This is a genomic window from Microbacterium sp. GQ128, assembly GCF_059758615.1.
In genome coordinates, this window is the sequence record NZ_JCAXDY010000001.1 from 1,154,948 (window position 1) to 1,172,216 (window position 17,269).

At 68.8% G+C, this 17,269-nt stretch carries 18 protein-coding genes; 8 read left to right on the plus strand and 10 right to left on the minus strand.

What is annotated here, in order from left to right:
• Window positions 1–57: 57 nt before the first annotated feature.
• Window positions 58–1,344 (plus strand): DNA recombination protein RmuC, encoded by a 1,287-nt coding sequence (locus AC6CHX_RS05555; RefSeq protein WP_498271939.1) that lies wholly within the window; start codon window positions 58–60, stop codon window positions 1,342–1,344.
• Window positions 1,345–1,440: 96 nt separating this feature from the next.
• On the opposite strand, the gene AC6CHX_RS05560 is transcribed toward AC6CHX_RS05555, so the two are convergent.
• Entirely contained in the window at window positions 1,441–1,731 is a 291-nt protein-coding gene (locus tag AC6CHX_RS05560; RefSeq protein WP_498271940.1) for a hypothetical protein, read from the minus strand.
• 198 nt (window positions 1,732–1,929) lie between these two features.
• The gene (gene glpX, locus AC6CHX_RS05565) at window positions 1,930–2,916 is read right to left on the minus strand and encodes a class II fructose-bisphosphatase (RefSeq protein WP_498271941.1); all 987 of its coding nucleotides are present in this window, start codon (window positions 2,914–2,916) and stop codon (window positions 1,930–1,932) included.
• 184 nt (window positions 2,917–3,100) lie between these two features.
• Here glpX and fbaA point away from each other — a divergent pair, with 184 nt between their 5' ends.
• On the plus strand, window positions 3,101–4,129 hold the full coding sequence (gene fbaA / locus AC6CHX_RS05570; protein WP_136043528.1) for a class II fructose-bisphosphate aldolase: 1,029 nt from the start codon (window positions 3,101–3,103) through the stop codon (window positions 4,127–4,129).
• Between the two features lie 85 nt (window positions 4,130–4,214).
• Here fbaA and AC6CHX_RS05575 read toward each other — a convergent pair whose 3' ends face one another.
• The 4 genes from AC6CHX_RS05575 to AC6CHX_RS05590 all read right to left on the minus strand — a co-directional run bounded on the left by AC6CHX_RS05575 (window position 4,215) and on the right by AC6CHX_RS05590 (window position 8,161).
• Window positions 4,215–5,489 carry a hypothetical protein gene (locus tag AC6CHX_RS05575; RefSeq protein ID WP_498271942.1) on the minus strand — a complete coding sequence of 425 codons (1,275 nt, stop codon included), beginning with the start codon at window positions 5,487–5,489 and terminating at the stop codon, window positions 4,215–4,217.
• A 29-nt stretch (window positions 5,490–5,518) separates the two neighbouring features.
• Complete coding sequence (locus tag AC6CHX_RS05580; RefSeq protein ID WP_498271943.1) at window positions 5,519–6,052, minus strand: DUF6264 family protein; 534 nt, start codon at window positions 6,050–6,052, stop codon at window positions 5,519–5,521.
• 235 nt (window positions 6,053–6,287) lie between these two features.
• Window positions 6,288–7,079 carry an IclR family transcriptional regulator gene (locus tag AC6CHX_RS05585; RefSeq protein ID WP_498271944.1) on the minus strand — a complete coding sequence of 264 codons (792 nt, stop codon included), beginning with the start codon at window positions 7,077–7,079 and terminating at the stop codon, window positions 6,288–6,290.
• Between the two features lie 2 nt (window positions 7,080–7,081).
• On the minus strand, window positions 7,082–8,161 hold the full coding sequence (locus tag AC6CHX_RS05590; RefSeq protein ID WP_205820412.1) for a 4-hydroxy-3-methylbut-2-enyl diphosphate reductase: 1,080 nt from the start codon (window positions 8,159–8,161) through the stop codon (window positions 7,082–7,084).
• Between the two features lie 64 nt (window positions 8,162–8,225).
• Here AC6CHX_RS05590 and xseA point away from each other — a divergent pair, with 64 nt between their 5' ends.
• The 5 genes from xseA to AC6CHX_RS05615 are packed head-to-tail and all read left to right on the plus strand — an operon-like array spanning window position 8,226 to window position 12,521.
• The gene (xseA, locus tag AC6CHX_RS05595; RefSeq protein WP_136043524.1) at window positions 8,226–9,503 is read left to right on the plus strand and encodes an exodeoxyribonuclease VII large subunit; all 1,278 of its coding nucleotides are present in this window, start codon (window positions 8,226–8,228) and stop codon (window positions 9,501–9,503) included.
• Between the two features lie 36 nt (window positions 9,504–9,539).
• On the plus strand, window positions 9,540–9,779 hold the full coding sequence (locus tag AC6CHX_RS05600) for an exodeoxyribonuclease VII small subunit (protein WP_205820411.1): 240 nt from the start codon (window positions 9,540–9,542) through the stop codon (window positions 9,777–9,779).
• The gene (locus AC6CHX_RS05605; RefSeq protein ID WP_498271945.1) at window positions 9,776–10,420 is read left to right on the plus strand and encodes a DUF4245 family protein; all 645 of its coding nucleotides are present in this window, start codon (window positions 9,776–9,778) and stop codon (window positions 10,418–10,420) included. Before AC6CHX_RS05600 ends, AC6CHX_RS05605 begins: the two co-directional genes overlap by 4 nt.
• Window positions 10,417–11,103 (plus strand): carbonic anhydrase, encoded by a 687-nt coding sequence (locus AC6CHX_RS05610; protein WP_498271946.1) that lies wholly within the window; start codon window positions 10,417–10,419, stop codon window positions 11,101–11,103. The genes AC6CHX_RS05605 and AC6CHX_RS05610 overlap by 4 nt, the downstream gene beginning before the upstream one ends.
• Window positions 11,100–12,521: a class II fumarate hydratase gene (locus AC6CHX_RS05615; protein WP_136043521.1), complete on the plus strand. Its 1,422-nt coding sequence runs from the start codon at window positions 11,100–11,102 to the stop codon at window positions 12,519–12,521. The genes AC6CHX_RS05610 and AC6CHX_RS05615 overlap by 4 nt, the downstream gene beginning before the upstream one ends.
• A 69-nt stretch (window positions 12,522–12,590) precedes the next feature.
• On the opposite strand, the gene phoH2 is transcribed toward AC6CHX_RS05615, so the two are convergent.
• The 3 genes from phoH2 to AC6CHX_RS05630 form a co-directional block, all read right to left on the minus strand.
• The gene (phoH2, locus tag AC6CHX_RS05620) at window positions 12,591–13,973 is read right to left on the minus strand and encodes an RNA 5'-3' helicase PhoH2 (RefSeq protein ID WP_376104381.1); all 1,383 of its coding nucleotides are present in this window, start codon (window positions 13,971–13,973) and stop codon (window positions 12,591–12,593) included.
• Window positions 13,974–14,130: 157 nt separating this feature from the next.
• Window positions 14,131–15,261, minus strand: coding sequence for an aminotransferase class V-fold PLP-dependent enzyme (locus AC6CHX_RS05625; protein WP_498271947.1), 1,131 nt, complete (start codon window positions 15,259–15,261; stop codon window positions 14,131–14,133).
• 39 nt (window positions 15,262–15,300) lie between these two features.
• Window positions 15,301–16,080, minus strand: a complete 780-nt coding sequence (locus tag AC6CHX_RS05630) for an isoprenyl transferase (RefSeq protein ID WP_136043652.1) — start codon at window positions 16,078–16,080, stop codon at window positions 15,301–15,303.
• Between the two features lie 98 nt (window positions 16,081–16,178).
• Here AC6CHX_RS05630 and trhA point away from each other — a divergent pair, with 98 nt between their 5' ends.
• Window positions 16,179–16,910, plus strand: a complete 732-nt coding sequence (gene trhA, locus AC6CHX_RS05635; RefSeq protein ID WP_498271948.1) for a PAQR family membrane homeostasis protein TrhA — start codon at window positions 16,179–16,181, stop codon at window positions 16,908–16,910.
• A 55-nt stretch (window positions 16,911–16,965) separates the two neighbouring features.
• On the opposite strand, the gene AC6CHX_RS05640 is transcribed toward trhA, so the two are convergent.
• On the minus strand, window positions 16,966–17,265 hold the full coding sequence (locus tag AC6CHX_RS05640) for a hypothetical protein (protein ID WP_498271949.1): 300 nt from the start codon (window positions 17,263–17,265) through the stop codon (window positions 16,966–16,968).
• Between the last annotated feature and the right edge of the window lie 4 nt (window positions 17,266–17,269).

Here is a 17,269-nt window from a genome sequence, read left to right on the forward strand (position 1 = left end):
CAGCGCGCCCGTGCGCGGCGACCTCGGAATGTCCGATGCCGGCCGCATCATGAACACATGGATGCTCTGGCTGTGGTTCTCCTCTTCCTCGCCCTCGCGGCGGGCGTCGCCGTCGGCTGGTTCCTGCGCGCAGGGCGCGGTGCTGCTGACCTCGCGCGCGCTCAGGCCGAGCTGGCCGCCGCGCGCGACGACCGCGACCGCCAGTACGACCTCTACCGCGATGCCGTCGAGCACTCGCGGAACGAGCAGCGCGCCGAGGCACAGCGCGTGCAGCAGCAGAACGCGGTGCTGACGGCGCTCGCACCCGTGCGAGAGAGCCTGCAGCAGATGCAGACGAAGGTGACGGCGATCGAACGCGAGCGCCACGCCCAGTTCGGCACGCTGGAGGAGCAGCTGCGACGCGCTCAGGAATCCGACGAAGCGCTCCGCGCGACCACGGAGTCGCTGGCCGGCGCCCTGCGCTCGACGGCCACGCGCGGGGTGTGGGGCGAGACGCAGCTGCGACGCGTGGTGGAAGCGGCGGGGCTCACGCGTCATATCGACTTCGACCTGCAGGCGACGATCTCGTCCGACCGCGGCCAGGGCCGGCCCGACATGGTCATCCGCCTCGCCGGCGGCAGCTCCATCGCGGTCGACGCCAAGGTGCCCCTCGACGCGTATCTCGAGGCTTCGGCGCTGTCGACGGGAGACGCCCAGGAACCGCAGCGGCGCGCTCTCATGCAGAAGCACGTCAAAGCCGTCCGCGCGCACATCGACGCCCTGGCGAAGAAGGCGTACTGGGCGGGACTCGACGCGAGTCCGGAGTTCGTGATCTGCTTCCTGCCGAGCGAGTCGCTCCTCGCCGCGGCGATCGACGAAGACCCCACGTTGCTCGACTACGCGTTCAGCCGTCGAGTGGCGCTCGCGTCTCCTGTGAACCTCTGGGCCGTCCTGAAGACCGTGGCGTTCACATGGACCCAGCAGGAGGTGTCGACCGAGGCACGCACACTGCTGGCCCTCGGCACCCAGCTCTATGACCGGCTCGGTACTCTCGCCGGGTATGCCGACGATCTGCGCCGCGCCTTGGAGCGCACGGTCGACAGCTACAACCGCTTCGCCGGATCGCTCGAAACGCGCGTACTCGTCACGGCCCGGCAGTTCCCCGGCGTCGATGCCGCGGCTCTCGCGTCCGTTCCGTCGGCGACCGCGACCACGGGGCGTCGTTTCACCGCTCCTGAGCTGATCACCCTCGACGGCGATGCGAGTGAGCCGCCGTTCGAGGCCGACGATGCCACAGACGGCACCGACTCCGCATCGGTGCGTGCGGATGTGGGCGAGGTGCGGACGCGCCTCGACGAGATCTAGGCACCGCCACGGTCGCGCCACCACCGTCGCGCACTGCCGGGCGGCCGACCATCGTGCCGAGCCGCGTGGCGTTGAGCCGAAGCGTCGTGCAGCGCCTCAGGCGATGCCGGGTACGCCGCTGAGCAGCAGGATGACCAGGCCGCTGGTGGCGAGGAACGCTCCGATCATCCACCAGGCGCTGATCTCATGGCCCTCGTCGCGGCGGACGCGGAACAGCACGTCAGCGCGGCGAGCAGGATCGGCGATGGCCGCTGGTGGAGTGGGCACGGACGGGGTGGCTGCGACGCCCGACTCGGCGTCGGCGCTCACTCGGAGAATCCGTCCGGTGTTCGTCGTGATGATCTTCGTCGCGGCGGCCTTCGAGCCACTCGTGTGCTGCGTTGTCATCCGTTCGCCCTCCTGTGCCTGCGATGCCTGACGGCTCCGTCCACGGCGACAAACCCAGTGACAATTGTGACACGGCGCTCCGGAAAGCGTGGCGCACCCCGCCCCGAGCCCATACCGGCTCGATAACGATGCCGTCATCGTCGACGCAGGAACAAACGGTCAGAGACGCAGGAACAAGCCGTCAGAAAGGCCCCGAGATCAGAGCCACTTCGAGACGAGGTGCTCCGAGGCGATGCGACGGAGGGTCCCGGAGGCACCACGGAGCACGACGCTCTCCGTGTACACGTAGCCCCGCTCGCGGCGGACGCCCGCGACGAGCTGACCGTCGGTCACGCCGGTCGCCACGAAGATCGTGTTGTTGCCCTGCACGAGGTCATCGGCCTCGTAGACCCTGTCCATCTCGAGTCCGGCGTCGATGCCGCGCTGGCGCTCATCGTCGTCACGCGGCCACAGACGCCCCTGGATGTGCCCGCCGAGCGCCTTGATGGCGCATGCCGTGACGATGCCCTCGGGGCTGCCGCCGACGCCGACGCACATGTCGGTGCGGGCGTCGTGCCGAGCGGCGTTGATCCCGCCCGCGACGTCGCCGTCGCTCATCAGCCGGGTGCCGGCGCCGGCGTCGCGGATCTCCTGGATGAGCTGCTCGTGGCGCGGCCGATTCAGGACTGACACGACGATCTCGTCGACAGGCTTGTCGAGCGCTCCAGCGAGCTTGCGGATGTTCTCGGCGATGGGGAGCCGGATGTCGACGACGCCGACGCCCGCCGGCCCCGTGACGAGCTTGTCCATGTAGAAGACGGTGGAGGCGTCCAGCATCGTGCCACGGTCGGACACGGCGATCACGGACAGCGCGTTCTGCCGACCCGCTGCGGTGAGGGACGTTCCGTCGATGGGGTCGACCGCGATGTCGCACAGCGGTCCGCGCCCGGTGCCGACGACCTCGCCGTTGAACAGCATCGGCGCGTTGTCCTTCTCGCCCTCACCGATCACGACGCGGCCCTGGAAATCGACCGTCCCGAGGAATGCGCGCATCGCGTCGACGGCGGCCCCGTCCGCCGCCTCCTTCGCGCCGCGCCCGATGAAGGGGACCGCACGGATGGCCGCAGCCTCCGTCGCTCGCACCAGCTCCATCGCGAGGTTACGGTCGGGACGAAGAGGGCTCAGATCCGCTGTCAGACTCACCATGCGGTCAGCCTAGCTATCGACGCGAGCGAACAGCCCGATTTTCGCCCTTCATCCGACGAAGGAATCGCGATTCTTAACGCCTGTGCACAAGACGCGATGCAGGCGGAACCCCCACCTGCGGTACCACTCCGACCGCCCCGATAGAGTGGCACCTGTCCCGGCTTCACCTATCGCAGGAGTTCTCATGCCCGTCGCCACCCCGGATCAGTACGCCGAAATGCTCGACCGCGCGAAGGCCGGCGGCTTCGCGTACCCCGCATTCAACGTCTCGAGCTCGCAGACGATCAACTCCGTCCTCCAGGGACTGACCGAGGCCGGCTCCGACGGCATCATCCAGGTCACCACGGGTGGAGCCGACTACTTCGCCGGCCACACGGTGAAGGCACGCGCCACGGGCGCACTCGCCTTCGCACGCTTCGCCACCGAAGTCGCCAAGAACTACCCCATCACCGTCGCGCTGCACACGGATCACTGCCCGAAGGACGCCCTCGCCGGCTTCGTCGAGCCGCTGATCGCCGCTTCCGAGGAAGAGGTCAAGGCCGGTCGCAACCCGATCTTCCAGTCCCACATGTGGGACGGCTCGGCCGTTCCCCTCGCGGAGAACATCGAGATCGCGAAGGACCTGCTCCCCCGCATGAAGAACATCAACGCCATCCTCGAGGTCGAGATCGGCGTCGTCGGCGGCGAAGAGGACGGCGTGCAGCACGAAGGCTCGAACGAGGCTCTCTACACGACCTTCGCCGACGTCGACCAGGCCGTGCAGGCGCTGGGTCTCGGAGAGCAGGGTCGCTACATCGCCGCCCTCACGTTCGGCAACGTGCACGGCGTCTACAAGCCCGGAGGCGTCAAGCTGCGCCCGGAGCTCCTCGGCGAGATCCAGGCCGAGGTCGCCGCGAAGTACAACACGGGCGCCAAGCCGCTCGACCTGGTCTTCCACGGCGGCTCCGGCTCGACCGACGAGGAGATCGCCCTCGCGGTCGCGAACGGTGTCATCAAGATGAACATCGACACCGACACGCAGTACGCCTACACGCGTGCGATCGCCGACTACATGTTCAAGAACTACGACGGCGTGCTGAAGGTCGACGGCGAGGTCGGCAACAAGAAGCAGTACGACCCGCGCGCCTGGGGCAAGATCGCCGAGTCGGCGATGGCCGCCCGCGTGGTCGAGTCGACCCGTCAGCTCGGCTCCTACGGCCAGTCGAAGAGCTGATCCGTCACGATTCAGACGAGGGATGCCCCAGCCGATCGGCTGGGGCATCCCTCATTTTCGGCCGCGGCGCCCGGGCGCGGCGCGGTCACTCGCCGCGACTGCGGCGAATGCGGGCGACCCAGATCGCGCCGTCGACCACGGCATCGACGACGAGAAGCACTCCGAGTGCCCTGCCCGCTCCCCGCGATCGAGATGCGGCCCACAGGCCGGCACCGAGTTCCCCGAGCGAGAGCAGGAGACCCGCGGCGGGGCGGCGGCGGAGAGCATCGCCGAGCCGCGCGAGCGGCCGTTCCCGGCGGGTGAGCGGCGTGAGTTCCCCGAGTCCGGCGATCGCCGTCTCCCTGAGCGTGGGCCACCATCCCACGGGGAGGAACCGTCGATCCGTCCCCGCGGTCGCGCTTCCGAATGCGGCGTCGATCAGGTCGGACGAGATTCCGAAGGCAGCGAGGAAGACGCGCTGGCGATGCTCCGCGCCGACCACACCCCCCAGCGCCTCGGGGATCAGCGCGCGGTGTGCCGCATCCACGTCGAGGTCCACGGCTGCGGCGATCTCGAGGAGCTCATCGCGGCTACCGTCGCCCTCGGTGAGGAGCCGCCGGTAGATCTCCGCCGTCTCCGGAACGCGGATGGCGTCGATATCGAGGACCGGCCGGGTGTCGCGTTCCGCCTCGGTCCAGAAGGGGATCGGGCCTCCGCTGCCCACGGCCACCTCGAACCACACGGCGGCGTCGGCGCGGTTCAGCTCGATCACGGGCAACTCGGCCTTCGCGCTCACCCAGGCACCGCTCGGCTCCGAGGCCTCGAACCGCTGGAGCGACCAGTCACCGGACTCGCGGTGGTCGACCGCGGTCGCGTGGACGGCGGCCAGGATGCGGGCTACGGCGGGTCCGCGGTGCGAGAACGCCGAGACCTGCACCGCCGGAGCCGCGAACACGGCGGAATCGCTCACGTCATCCTCCGAATCGTCGGCGCCCACCCCGACGGAATCGTCGATGAGCTCGTCGACCAATTCCTCCACCGAATCGAAGCCGAACGCGTCGTCGCCCTCCACGTCCGCATCCACGTCCACGTCGAGCCAGAGCGTGAGGCCCTTATCCTCGAAGGCTGCTTTCAGCTCGCTCGCCGACAGGGTCGATTCGATCGTGTCCTCTTCGCTGAGCGTCAGCACGTGGCCATCGTCGGTCACCGGGATCGCGAGCATGGCCTCCTCACGGCCATCCCACTCGGCTGTCGCATCGCGCACGCCGGCGGGAACGCGCAGCAGAGAGAGGATTTCGCGGGCGGAGGGCCGCGGGTCGGTCCCGTCAGCGCGATCGACCGAAGCGTAGGAGAGATGGACGCCGAAGCTGTTCTGGGACATCCTTCGACAGTAGCCGTGCGATTCGGCTGCTACTGCCCGACGGTCGACATATAGGCCACGAATGCCGGGTCGTTCATCATCGGCACCGAGATGCAGATGGTCACGACGATCATGGTCGCCAGCGCACCCACGATCGGCACCCACCAGGTGATCCGTCGACGCCGCAGCCGCCGGATCGACAGCGCGGCGGTGATCGACCATCCGACGGCGAGGGCGATGGCGGCGATCACTCCCCAGGTGCGCCCCTGGGCGAAGTTGGTGAACTCCCCCTCGATGCCCAGGATCTTCATCGTCTCGTTCATCACGGTCGGCAGGTCGAGATACGAGAGACCGGTGATGATGATGTTCACCAGGCCGTAGGCCAGCAACCCGATGGTCACGAAGCGGTCGACCGGGTGCGGACGGGCGGCGGGAGCGCTCGCGCTCGGACCGGGCGCCGCCGGCCCCGGGGTTGCCGGCATCGGCGACGCGACGACGACCTCGTCGAGGGGCGGCAGGCCGGCGGCTCGCCGTTGCTCCTCGGGGGTGGCGAGTTCGCCGTACTGCGGGCGCTGATCGGTCATCCCGCCATGCTAACCGCCCCGGGTCTGCGCGCCTCACAGCGAGAGACCGCGAAAACGATAGCGGCCCCGGAGAAGTGGGGACTTCGCGGGGCCGCGGATGTGAAGCGCTGGGGACGCTTCTCATCCAGTTTTGATCACCGGCGCTGGGGACGCCTGTGGTGATCTGTAGCGCTGTTGCATGCCGCTACTCCCCCGAGCATAGGAAAACGTGTGCCGGAGCACCAGGGGTCAGACTTCAGATAGTGAACTCTGCGCCTTCCGAGCCACTGTCGAGGGTGTCGGCCCCGAGTTGCAGCGAGAGCCGCCTCGCCGCTCGCTGCAGCGTCGCGACGAGCTCGTTGTCCACGACGGCCCTGTCAGCCGGCAGCGAGATGGCCAGCGACGCGGTGACGCCGGGGGCGATGACGGGTACCGCGACGCAGGTCGAGCCGATCACGTACTCCTCGTGGTCGACGGCCCATCCCGGTGAATGCTCCAGCTGGGTCAGGAGTGTCCGACGATCGCTGATCGTGCGCGGCGTGAGCTCCTCCAGGCGATGGCGGGACAGGTAGTCCAGCCGGTCGTCATCCGGCAGATCCGCGAGGATCTGCTTCCCCAGTGCGGTCGCGTGGGCGCTCGACTGCAACCCCACCCAGAGTTCGACGCGGGGGTTGCGGACCGCGTCGACGATATCGACCAGATGCATCTCTCCGTCTGCGAAGCGGGAGAGGTATGCGGTCGCACCCAGGTCCTCCGTCACATCCCGGAGCGAGGCCCGAACCCGGGCGAGGAAGACCCCGCGCGAGTCGATCTGCTGCTGGAAGGAGGGGAATCGCGAGCCGAGCACCAGTCCGTCGGGTTCGGAACTCAGATACCCCTCATGGACGAGGGTGCGGACGAGGTTGTAGGTCGTGCCCGGAGTCAACCCGGTGATCGCCGCCAGCATCTTCGCCGGAAGCGGACGAGGGGAATTGGCGACGATGTCGACCAGCCGCAGAGCACGCTGCACCGACCCGATGAGGGTCGGCTCCGCGTCCGCGGCGCTCAAGGCTACGCGCCTCCTCCAGTGGCACGACCGCCGAGCGCCCGATCGTCGCGCTGACCGGAGGCATCGTGTCGAAGCTCCTTGGGCAGGGAGAACATCAGGTCTTCCTCCGCCGTCTTGACCTCTTCGACATCGCGATACCCGGCATCGCCGATCGCCTCGAGCACCTCGCGCACCAGCACCTCCGGCACGGAGGCCCCACTGGTCACGCCGACGGTCTCGACACCGTCGAGCCACTCCTGCTGGATCTCCTCGGCATAGTCGACGCGGTACGCCGCCTTCGCCCCGTACTCGAGTGCGACCTCGACCAGACGCACGCTGTTCGAGGAGTTGGAGGAGCCCACGACGATCACGAGGTCGGCCCCGGCCGCGACCTTCTTGATCGCTACCTGGCGGTTCTGCGTGGCGTAGCAGATGTCGTCGGACGGCGGATTGTGCAGTTCGGGGAAGCGCGTACGCAAGCGGTTCACCGTCTCCATCGTCTCGTCGACCGAGAGCGTCGTCTGCGAGAGCCAGACCACCTTGTTCGGGTCTTTGACGACGACGGTGTCGGCCTCTTCCGGCGAGTTCACGACCGTGACGTGCTCCGGGGCCTCGCCCGCAGTTCCCTCGACCTCTTCATGGCCTTCGTGACCGATGAGCAGGATCTCGAAGTCGTCTCGGGCGAATCGCACGGCCTCGCGGTGCACCTTGGTGACGAGCGGGCAGGTCGCGTCGATCGCATGCAGTCCGCGATCGGATGCGGCGTTCACGACCGCGGGCGAGACGCCGTGCGCGCTGAAGACGACGTGTGCGCCCTCGGGAACCTCGTCGACCTCTTCGACGAAGATCGCGCCCTTCTCCTCGAGCTCGGTCACGACATGGATGTTGTGCACGATCTGCTTGCGCACATAGACCGGGGCGCCGTAGCGTTCGAGCGCCTTCTCGACGGCGACGACGGCACGGTCGACGCCGGCGCAGTATCCGCGCGGCGCGGCGAGCAGCACCCGCTTGTGTCCGGCCACCGGGTTATCCTGAAGCCGTCCGGCCGCCGCACGCACACGCGGGAGACGGGGGACGGGGAGATGCACGGCAGTCGAAGTCACCCTTGGATTCTACCGCCGCGCGGCTGTGCGAGGCCGGAGAGCGCAGGGGCAGGAACGGGAGCGGATGACAGTCTTCGAAGCGACGACGGGCCAGGGCGAGACGCCGCCCGCCGATTCGGTCGCCCCTCGCGATTCCACAGCCGATGCCCCGACCTCGGTCACACGGCTCAACGCGACGATCCGCGACTTCATCGCCCGCTGGAACACCGTGTGGGTCGAGGGCGAGATCACCTCGTGGAACGTGCGTGCCGGCAACGTCTTCGCGCGCCTTAAGGACACCCGCTCGGACGCGCAGATCTCGATCCGCGTGTGGTCGAGCGTGCGCGGACGCATCCCCTCCGACATCGGCATCGGCGATCACGTCGTCGTCGCGGTCAAGGCCGACTACTTCGTCAAGGCCGGCGACTTCAGCTTCGCCGTCTCGGCGATGAAGCACGTGGGGCTGGGCGATCAGCTCGAACGCCTCGAGAAGCTCCGGGTGCAGCTGCGGCAGGAGGGGCTGTTCGATCCGGCACGGAAGAAGCGCCTGCCGTTCCTCCCGCACGTGATCGGCCTGATCACCGGCGAGCGCTCCGACGCCGAGAAGGACGTGCACCGCAACGCCGAGCTGCGCTGGCCGCAGGTCCGCTTCCGCACCGAGTACGCCGCCGTGCAGGGCGATCGCTGCGTGCCGGACACCCTGGCCGCTCTCGCGAGGCTGGATGCCGACCCCGAAGTCGACGTCATCATCATCGCCCGCGGCGGCGGCGACCCGCAGACGCTCCTCGGCTTCAGCGACGAGCGTCTCGTCCGAGCGGTGGCCGCGGCGTCCACCCCCGTCGTCAGCGCGATCGGGCACGAGAACGATCATCCCCTGCTCGACGACGTCGCCGACCTCCGGGCCTCCACCCCGACCGACGCAGCGAAGCGCGTCGTGCCGGATGTCGGGGAGCAGCGGGCGCTCATCGCTCAGTTACGCTCGCGCGCGACGACACGCCTCACCCAACGGCTCTCGCACGACATCGCCCAGCTCGACCAGCTCCGCTCCCGCCCGGTCCTCCGCTCCCCCGCCCCGATCATCGACGCGCGCGCCCAGGAGCTGTGGCTTCTGCTGTCGCGTGGCCGCGACAGCCTCACTCGACAGCTCGACACCGCGGGCCGTCGCACCAGCGAGCTGCGTGCCTCCCTGCGGGCGCTCTCCCCCGCGGCGACGCTGGCTCGCGGCTACGCGATCGCGCACCTCGACGGCGGCGTGATCCTTCGCGATGCGGCGGATGCCCCGGCCGGCAGCAGCCTCACGATCACGGTCGATCGCGGTTCGGTGGCTGCCCGCTCGGAGGGCGAGATCCCTGAGAGCGACTGAGCCGGGCCGGCGCGACGCACGACGTAGGATGGAGGAGTGAGCGCGCTGAACGACATCCCCGTGGAAACGCTGTCGTTCGAGGCAGCCCGTGACGAGCTGGTGAAGGTCGTCGCCGAGCTCGAGCAGGGCTCTCCGACGCTCGAGCACTCGCTCGCCCTCTGGGAGCGTGGCGAGGCGCTGGCCGCCCGCTGCGAGGAGTGGCTGCTCGGTGCGAAGCGCCGACTGGACGCCGCACGTGCCGCCGCATCCGACGAGACGCCTGGCGGAGACGCATGAGCAAGCAGCCTCCGATCATCGCCGAGCTCGGTCGCCCGGAGACGCCCGAAGAGACCGCCGCCCGCAAGGCGGCTTCCAGCAAGGCCTATCGATCCAGTCAGACCTTCCGCAATCTCATCGCGGCGCTGCTGGTCACGGTGGCCGTCGTCGCCGTCATCATCTTCGCGGTGCCGCGGGGCGAGCCGGTGGAGCGCAAGCCGCTCGACGTCGCGGCCGTGGCCGAAGGCGTGGAGTCCTCGATGGGACGCCCCGTCCTGATCCCCGAGCTCGGCACCTTCTGGCGCGCGAACGACGCAGAGATGCAGGGCGGCGCCACGGTGGTCTGGGAAGTGACACTCGCCCCGAAATCCGACACCGAACGCGGGTTCGTCAAGGTCGCGCAGGCCTTCGACGCCGACGCGTCCTGGGCTCCGCAGCGCCTGAACGGCATCGCTCCCACGGACACGGTGCGCATCGGCGGACTCGAGTGGGACGTCTACAAGCCCGCCAGCGCCGAGTCGAACGCGAACGTCACCTACGCCATCGGCACTCAGGCGGGCGACGACTACATCCTGCTCTACGGCGCACGCTCGGCGGACTCCACCGCGGAGCTCGCCGAATCCCTCATCCCGCAGATCCGCGACATCTCGGAGGCCTCATGACGCACCCCCTGTCCCCCTCCGCAGCCTGGCAGCAGATGCAGGAGGGGAACCGCCGTTTCGTCGCCGACGAGCCACTGCATCCGAACCAGGATGTGGTCCGACGCAAGGACCTGGCCGCGGCGCAGCATCCCGTCGCGACGCTGTTCGGCTGCTCGGACTCGCGCCTCGCCGCGGAGATCATCTTCGACCTCGGGCTCGGTGACCTGTTCGTCGTCCGCAACGCCGGTCAGGTGATGGGCGAGTCGATCGTCGCGAGCCTCGAGTATGCGGTGGCGGTGCTCGAGGTTCCTCTGATCGTGGTCCTCGCCCACGACTCCTGCGGCGCGGTTCGCGCGGCGATCGACGGCACAGCGATCGACGCCGCTCCCCTGCCGCCGCACATCTGGAAGCTGATCGCCCCGATCGTCCCCGCCGCCCGGAAGGTCCTGGCAGAGAACGGCGGCGGCACGGTCACCGACATCGACTCCGAGCTGGTCGGCATCGAGCACCTGCGCAACACGGTGCGCGACCTGCTGCAGTCGTCCGAGATCATCAGCAACGCCGTCGCCGAGGGCCGTCTCGGCATCGTCGGCGCCAACTACCGTCTGGCCGAGGGCGTGGCGGTGCCCGTCATCACGGTCGGAATCGACACCGAGGACGTCACCAAGGGGATCGACCCCGAAACCAAGGAGGGTTCTGAATGACCGACACCGACCAGCGCAGCGGCGAAAATGCGCAGGGCTACCGGATCGAGCACGACACCATGGGTGAGGTGCGGGTGCCCGTGAACGCGCTCTACGGGGCGCAGACGCAGCGCGCCGTGGAGAACTTCCCGATCTCGGGCAAGGGGCTGGAGTCGACGCAGATCGCCGCCCTCGCGCGGATCAAGAAGGCGGCAGCACTCGCCAACAAGGAGCTCGGCACCCTCGACGGTGCCATCGCCGACGCGATCGCCCAGGCCGCCGATCAGGTCGCCTCGGGTGCGCACGACGGCGAGTTCCCGGTCGACACCTACCAGACCGGCTCCGGCACCTCGTCGAACATGAACATGAACGAGGTGCTCGCGACGCTCGCGACCGGCATCCTCGGCTCGACCGTCCACCCCAACGACCACGTGAACGCGTCGCAGTCGTCGAACGACGTGTTCCCGACGTCGGTGCACATCGCCGTGACGCAGGCCCTCATCGACACCCTCATCCCGGCGCTCGACCACCTCGCCGTCGCCCTCGAGGCGAAGGCCGAGCTGTGGAAGGACGCGGTCAAGTCCGGCCGCACGCACCTCATGGATGCCACGCCCGTGACCCTCGGCCAGGAGTTCGGCGGCTACGCCCGTCAGGTGCGCCTCGGCATCGAGCGCGTGCAGTCGGCCCTCCCCCGCGTCGCCGAGGTTCCACTGGGCGGCACCGCTGTCGGCACCGGAATCAACACGCCCCTCGGCTTCCCGCAGAAGGTCATCGCGCTCCTCGCGGCCGAGACCGAGCTGCCCATCACCGAGGCGAAGGATCACTTCGAGGCACAGGCCAACCGCGACGGCCTCGTCGAGGCGTCCGGCGCACTGCGCACGATCGCGGTCTCGCTCACCAAGATCAACAACGATCTGCGGTGGATGGGCTCCGGCCCCAACACGGGCCTCGGCGAGCTGCACATCCCCGACCTCCAGCCCGGCTCCTCGATCATGCCCGGCAAGGTCAACCCGGTCGTCCCCGAGGCCGTGCTGATGGTGTGCGCGCGCGTGATCGGCAACGACGCGACGGTCGCCTGGGCCGGGGCATCCGGTTCCTTCGAACTGAACGTCGCCATCCCGGTGATGGGCACTGCCGTGCTCGAGTCGATCCGTCTGCTGTCGAACGCCTCGCGCGTGCTCGCCGACAAGACCATCGATGGCCTCCAGGCCAACGTCGACCGGGCCGCGGCCTTCGCCGGGATGAGCCCGTCGATCGTGACGCCGCTGAACAAGCTCATCGGCTACGAGGCGGCGGCGAAGATCGCCAAGCACTCGGTTGCCAAGGGCATCACCGTACGCGACGCCGTCATCGACCTCGGCTACGTCGAGCGCGGTGACCTCACGCTGGAGCAGCTGGACGAGAAGCTCGACCTGCTGTCGATGACCCACCCGGGCTGACCCACACGGGCCGACCGACGACCGGATGCCGCGGGGAATCGTTCCTCGCGGCATCCGGTGTTTCCGCCGTCAGCTGAGCTCTCCGCCCTCCAGGAGCTCGGTGACGAGGGCCGCGATGGCCGAGCGCTCGGAGCGCGTCAGGGTGACGTGACCGAAGAGGTCGTGCCCCTTCAGCGTCTCGATCACGCTGGCGATCCCGTCGTGCCGGCCGACGCGGAGGTTGTCCCGCTGACCGACGTCGTGCGTGAGGATGACGCGCGAGTTCTGCCCCATGCGGCTCAGCACCGTGAGCAGCACGTTCCGCTCGAGCGATTGCGCCTCGTCGACGATCACGAAGGCATCGTGCAGAGAGCGTCCGCGGATGTGCGTGAGCGGAAGGACTTCGAGCAGGCCGCGCTCGACGACCTCTTCGATGACGTTGCCGGAGACGACCGAGCCGAGCGTGTCGAACACCGCTTGACCCCAGGGGCCCATCTTCTCGCCCTGGTCGCCGGGGAGGTAGCCGAGCTCCTGGCCGCCGACCGCGAACAGCGGCCGGAACACGATGATCTTCTTCTGCTGCTGGCGCTCCAGTACGGCCTCGAGCCCCGCGCACAGTGCGAGCGCCGACTTGCCGGTTCCCGCGCGACCGCCGAGCGAGACGATGCCGACCTCCGGGTCGAGCAGCAGGTCGATCGCGATCCGCTGCTCGGCCGAGCGTCCGTGCATCCCGAAGATGTCGCGGTCGCCGCGAACCAGGCGGTACTCGCCGTCACCCGTGACCCTCCCGAGAGCGGAACCGCGCTCGGAGTGGATGATCAGCCCCGTGTTGACCGGGAGCCCTCGGGCCTGCTCGCTGATGCCGACTTCACTCTCGTACAGGTCGCTGATGTCGTCCCCGGAGAGGTCGAGGGTCGAGATGCCGGTCCAACCGGAGTCCACCGCCTGCTCAGCGAGGTACTCCTCGGCGCGGAGTCCCAGCGATGCGGCCTTCACACGCATCGGCAGGTCCTTCGAGACGATCGTGACGTCCTGGCCGTCCTGTGCGAGGTGCATCGCGACCGAGAGGATGCGGGTGTCGTTGTCGCTGAGCCGGATCCCGGCCGGGAGCACCGAGGAGTCGGTGTTCGCGAGTTCGACACGGAGCGTGCCGCCCTCCCCGACCTCGACCGGGAAGTCCAGGCGTCCGTGCTCGATGCGCAGATCGTCGAGGTGCCGCAGCGCCTGTCGTGCGAAGTAGCCGATCTCGGGGTCGTGGCGCTTTCCCTCCAGCTCCGTGATCACGACGACCGGGACGACGACCGAGTGCTCGGCGAACCGGAAGAACGCCTGCGGATCGCTCAGCAGAACGGAGGTGTCGAGCACATACGTGCGCAGATCCTGATCGGGATCGGCGGACGATGCCCGGCTCGACGTCTTACGGGTGGACTGCTGCGCGGTGCTGGTGGCCTGCTGCGCTGTACGTGTGGTCACGACCCACTCCCGACCCGGGGAATCCCGGCTATTCGAACGAGTCGACCAGGGGGTCACGAGCCGCGAACCTGAGGCCGACTCGAGCGGGCGCCTTGCCCGATGCCTAGAACGTACGACCGCTGAGTGGATTAACCCGAATTCGACACGCCAGGATTCGTTACACGCTGATGAACGTCTCGTTGCCGAATGCGTGCAGCGTCTCATCCAGTCGTTCGAGGGTCGCCGCGTCCGTGCCCGCGTGCGGGGCGATGCGCACCGAGGATCCGCGTGCCGTCGCGACGATTCCCGCGTTCGCCAGCGCCGCCGCGAGGCGTGCGGGTTCTTCCGGCGCCAGCGCGACGATGCCGGCACGCCGGGAGCGCTCGCGTGGCGAGGTCACGTCGATGCCGTGGCGATCAGCGATCTCGATCACGGTGTCGACGCGCTCGGCGAGTTGCTCCTCGATGTGTGCGACGCCGGCGTCGCGGACATCGCGCACGCCGATCGCGAGTCGTCCCGCAGCGAGGGTGTCCGGCTGGCTGACCGTATACGCCCGGGCGGATGCGGCCGGCGCGGGCAACTCATCGACGAACAGATCGGTCGCCGTGGTTCCGGTGATCCCGGAGAGCACGGGGACGATCCGCTCTCGTGCACGGGGTGCGAACCAGGCGAACGCGCTCCCCCGTCCCGCACGCAGCCATTTGTAGCCGTGCCCGACCACGACGTCGGCGGCCGCGTAGTCGACGTCGATCACGCCGAACGACTGCACCGCGTCGACGATGAGCAGGCGGTCGGGGCCGATGACCTCACGCAGTGCGGCGAGGTCGGCACGGTAGCCGGTGCGGAAGTCGACGTGACTCACGGCCAGCGCGACAACCTCGTCGTCGAGCGCCTCGGCGACCGCGTCCGGGGTCACCCGCCCGTCGTCGGGGGTGATCCACCGCGGCGTGACCGCGCGGTCCGATGCCGTCGCAGCCCGGTCGAGCGTCAAGCTGACGCTGGGAAACTCCGCCGTGCTCGCGATCACCGACCCGGAGATGCCGTACAGCGCGTGCATGAGTCCGTGCGTCGACGAGGGCTGCAGCGTGACGTCGTCCGCGTCGCCCCCGAGCAGCTCCGCGACGAGCTCCTGGGCCTGTCCGACGCGCTCGGCGACCAGGGACAGGGAGGACGGGCGTCCGCTCCCCAGGAGGTCGGCATCAGCGAAGATCTCTTCGCGTACCGACGGAGACAACGGGCCGAAAGCCGCCCAGTTCAGGTAGCCGGACTCATTGTCGAAGGTGTCGACGTAGTCCTGGAAAGTGCTCACTGCGTCATTGTGGCACGGTGCCCCGCGCCCCGCCCCTGGTCAGCGGCCGAACCGACGTTCGCGATCCGTGTAGTCGCGGATCGCGCGGAGGAAGTCGACCTGTCGCAGGTCGGGTCCGAGCGCCTCGACGAAGTAGAACTCGCTGTGTGCGCTCTGCCAGAGCAGGAAGTCGCTGAGTCGCTGCTCGCCACTCGTGCGGATGACGAGATCCGGATCCGGCTGTCCCCCGGTGTACAGGTGCTCGCCGATCATCTCGGGCGTGAGGTGGGCGGCGAGGTCCTCCAGGGTTCCGCCCGAGGCCTCGTGCTTGGTGATGATGCTGCGAACGGCGTCGACGATCTCGTTGCGGCCGCCGTACCCGACGGCGAGATTCACATGCAGGCCGCTGTGGTCCTTGGTGCGCTCCTCGGCATCGGCGAGCACTCTGGCGAGCTCGGGCGGGAGGATGTCGGAGCGCCCGACGTGCTTGACCCGCCAGTTGCCCTCCTGCGACAACGCCTCCGCCAGTTCGGCGATGATCTCGATGAGGTCGGCGAGCTCTGCGGAGTCCCGCTTTCGCAGATTGTCGCTGGAGAGCAGATAAAGCGACACCACCCGCACGCCCAGCTCGTCGCACCAACCGAGGAACTCGTGCATCTTCGCAGCGCCGGCCCGGTGGCCCTCGGCTGCGCTGTCGAACCCGAGCTGGCGCGCCCATCGCCTGTTGCCGTCGATCATCATCGCCACGTGATGCGGGACGGAGGCGGGATCGAGGTGGCGACGCAGTCGACTGGTGTAGAGCCGATACAGCGGCCCTCTCACCGGATTCTCGCGTGATATCACCTCCCTACGCTACCGTGCCGAGGCTTTCGCCACCGTGTGCGGATGCTGAGGATCATGTGCTCGTCGAGGTATGCGCGGCGGCTTAGAGTGAGCACGTGAGCACTCCCGAACACTCCGGTCCCGACGTCCCCGAGCTCCCGCTGCATGCCGCCGGCGAGGTCGATGCCGCGGTGGAGATCCGGCCCACCTGGCGAGGGTGGATCCACGCGGGCACCTTCCCGGTGGCGGTGGTCGCCGGAACGGTCCTAATCCTCCTGGCCGACGGCGCCGCAGCGAAATGGGCATCCGCCGTGTTCATGCTCACCTCGATGCTGCTGTTCGGCAACTCCGCGCTCTACCACCGGTTCGACTGGAAGCCGAAGGTGAAGGTGCTCCTGAAGCGGATCGATCATGCGAACATCCTGCTGCTGATCGCCGGCACCTACACGCCGCTGGCGGTTCTCGCGCTGCCGCCGGCGAAGGGCTTGCTGCTGCTCTGCCTCGTCTGGGGCGGAACCGTGATCGGAATCCTCTTCCGCGTGTTCTGGATCAACGCACCGCGCTGGCTCTACGTCGCCCTGTACCTGCTGCTCGGCTGGGCGGCCGTCATGTACATGGGCGACCTTCTCGCTGCGAACGTCGCGATGATGGTGCTCGTGATCGTCGGCGGGCTTCTCTACACGGGAGGCGCGGTGGTCTACGCACTGAAGAGGCCGAACCCGTGGCCGGGCCATTTCGGCTTCCACGAGATCTTCCATGTGTGCACCGTGCTCGCGTTCCTGTGCCACTGGACCGCGTGCCTGCTCATCGCCCTCGCGCCGCTGTCGCCGTCGCTCGGCGCGCCGTAGTCGGGGCCTACCGCGACCTCACCGGCGAGTGCCCACGAGAGAGGCCGCGATGCGCTCAGCGAGTGGGCGGTTCGTCGCCGGCGTCCGGGCGACTCGAGCCCTCGGCCTCCGGCGACACCGGCGACCCCGACGCGCCGTCGGCGGCGGCACGGGCGGCCTCCTCGGCGTCGAGCTCCTCGCGCACCTCATCGCGGTATCGGACGCGGCGGATGCGCCGGTTCATGTCCCAGATCAGCAGGATCACGGCGAGCACGATCACCACGATCACGGCGAAGCCGACGAACCCGGGAGAGACGGCCTCCGGATCCACCGTCATCGACGGTGTCGGCATCGGGGTCTCGGTCAGAGCGCGCATGAAT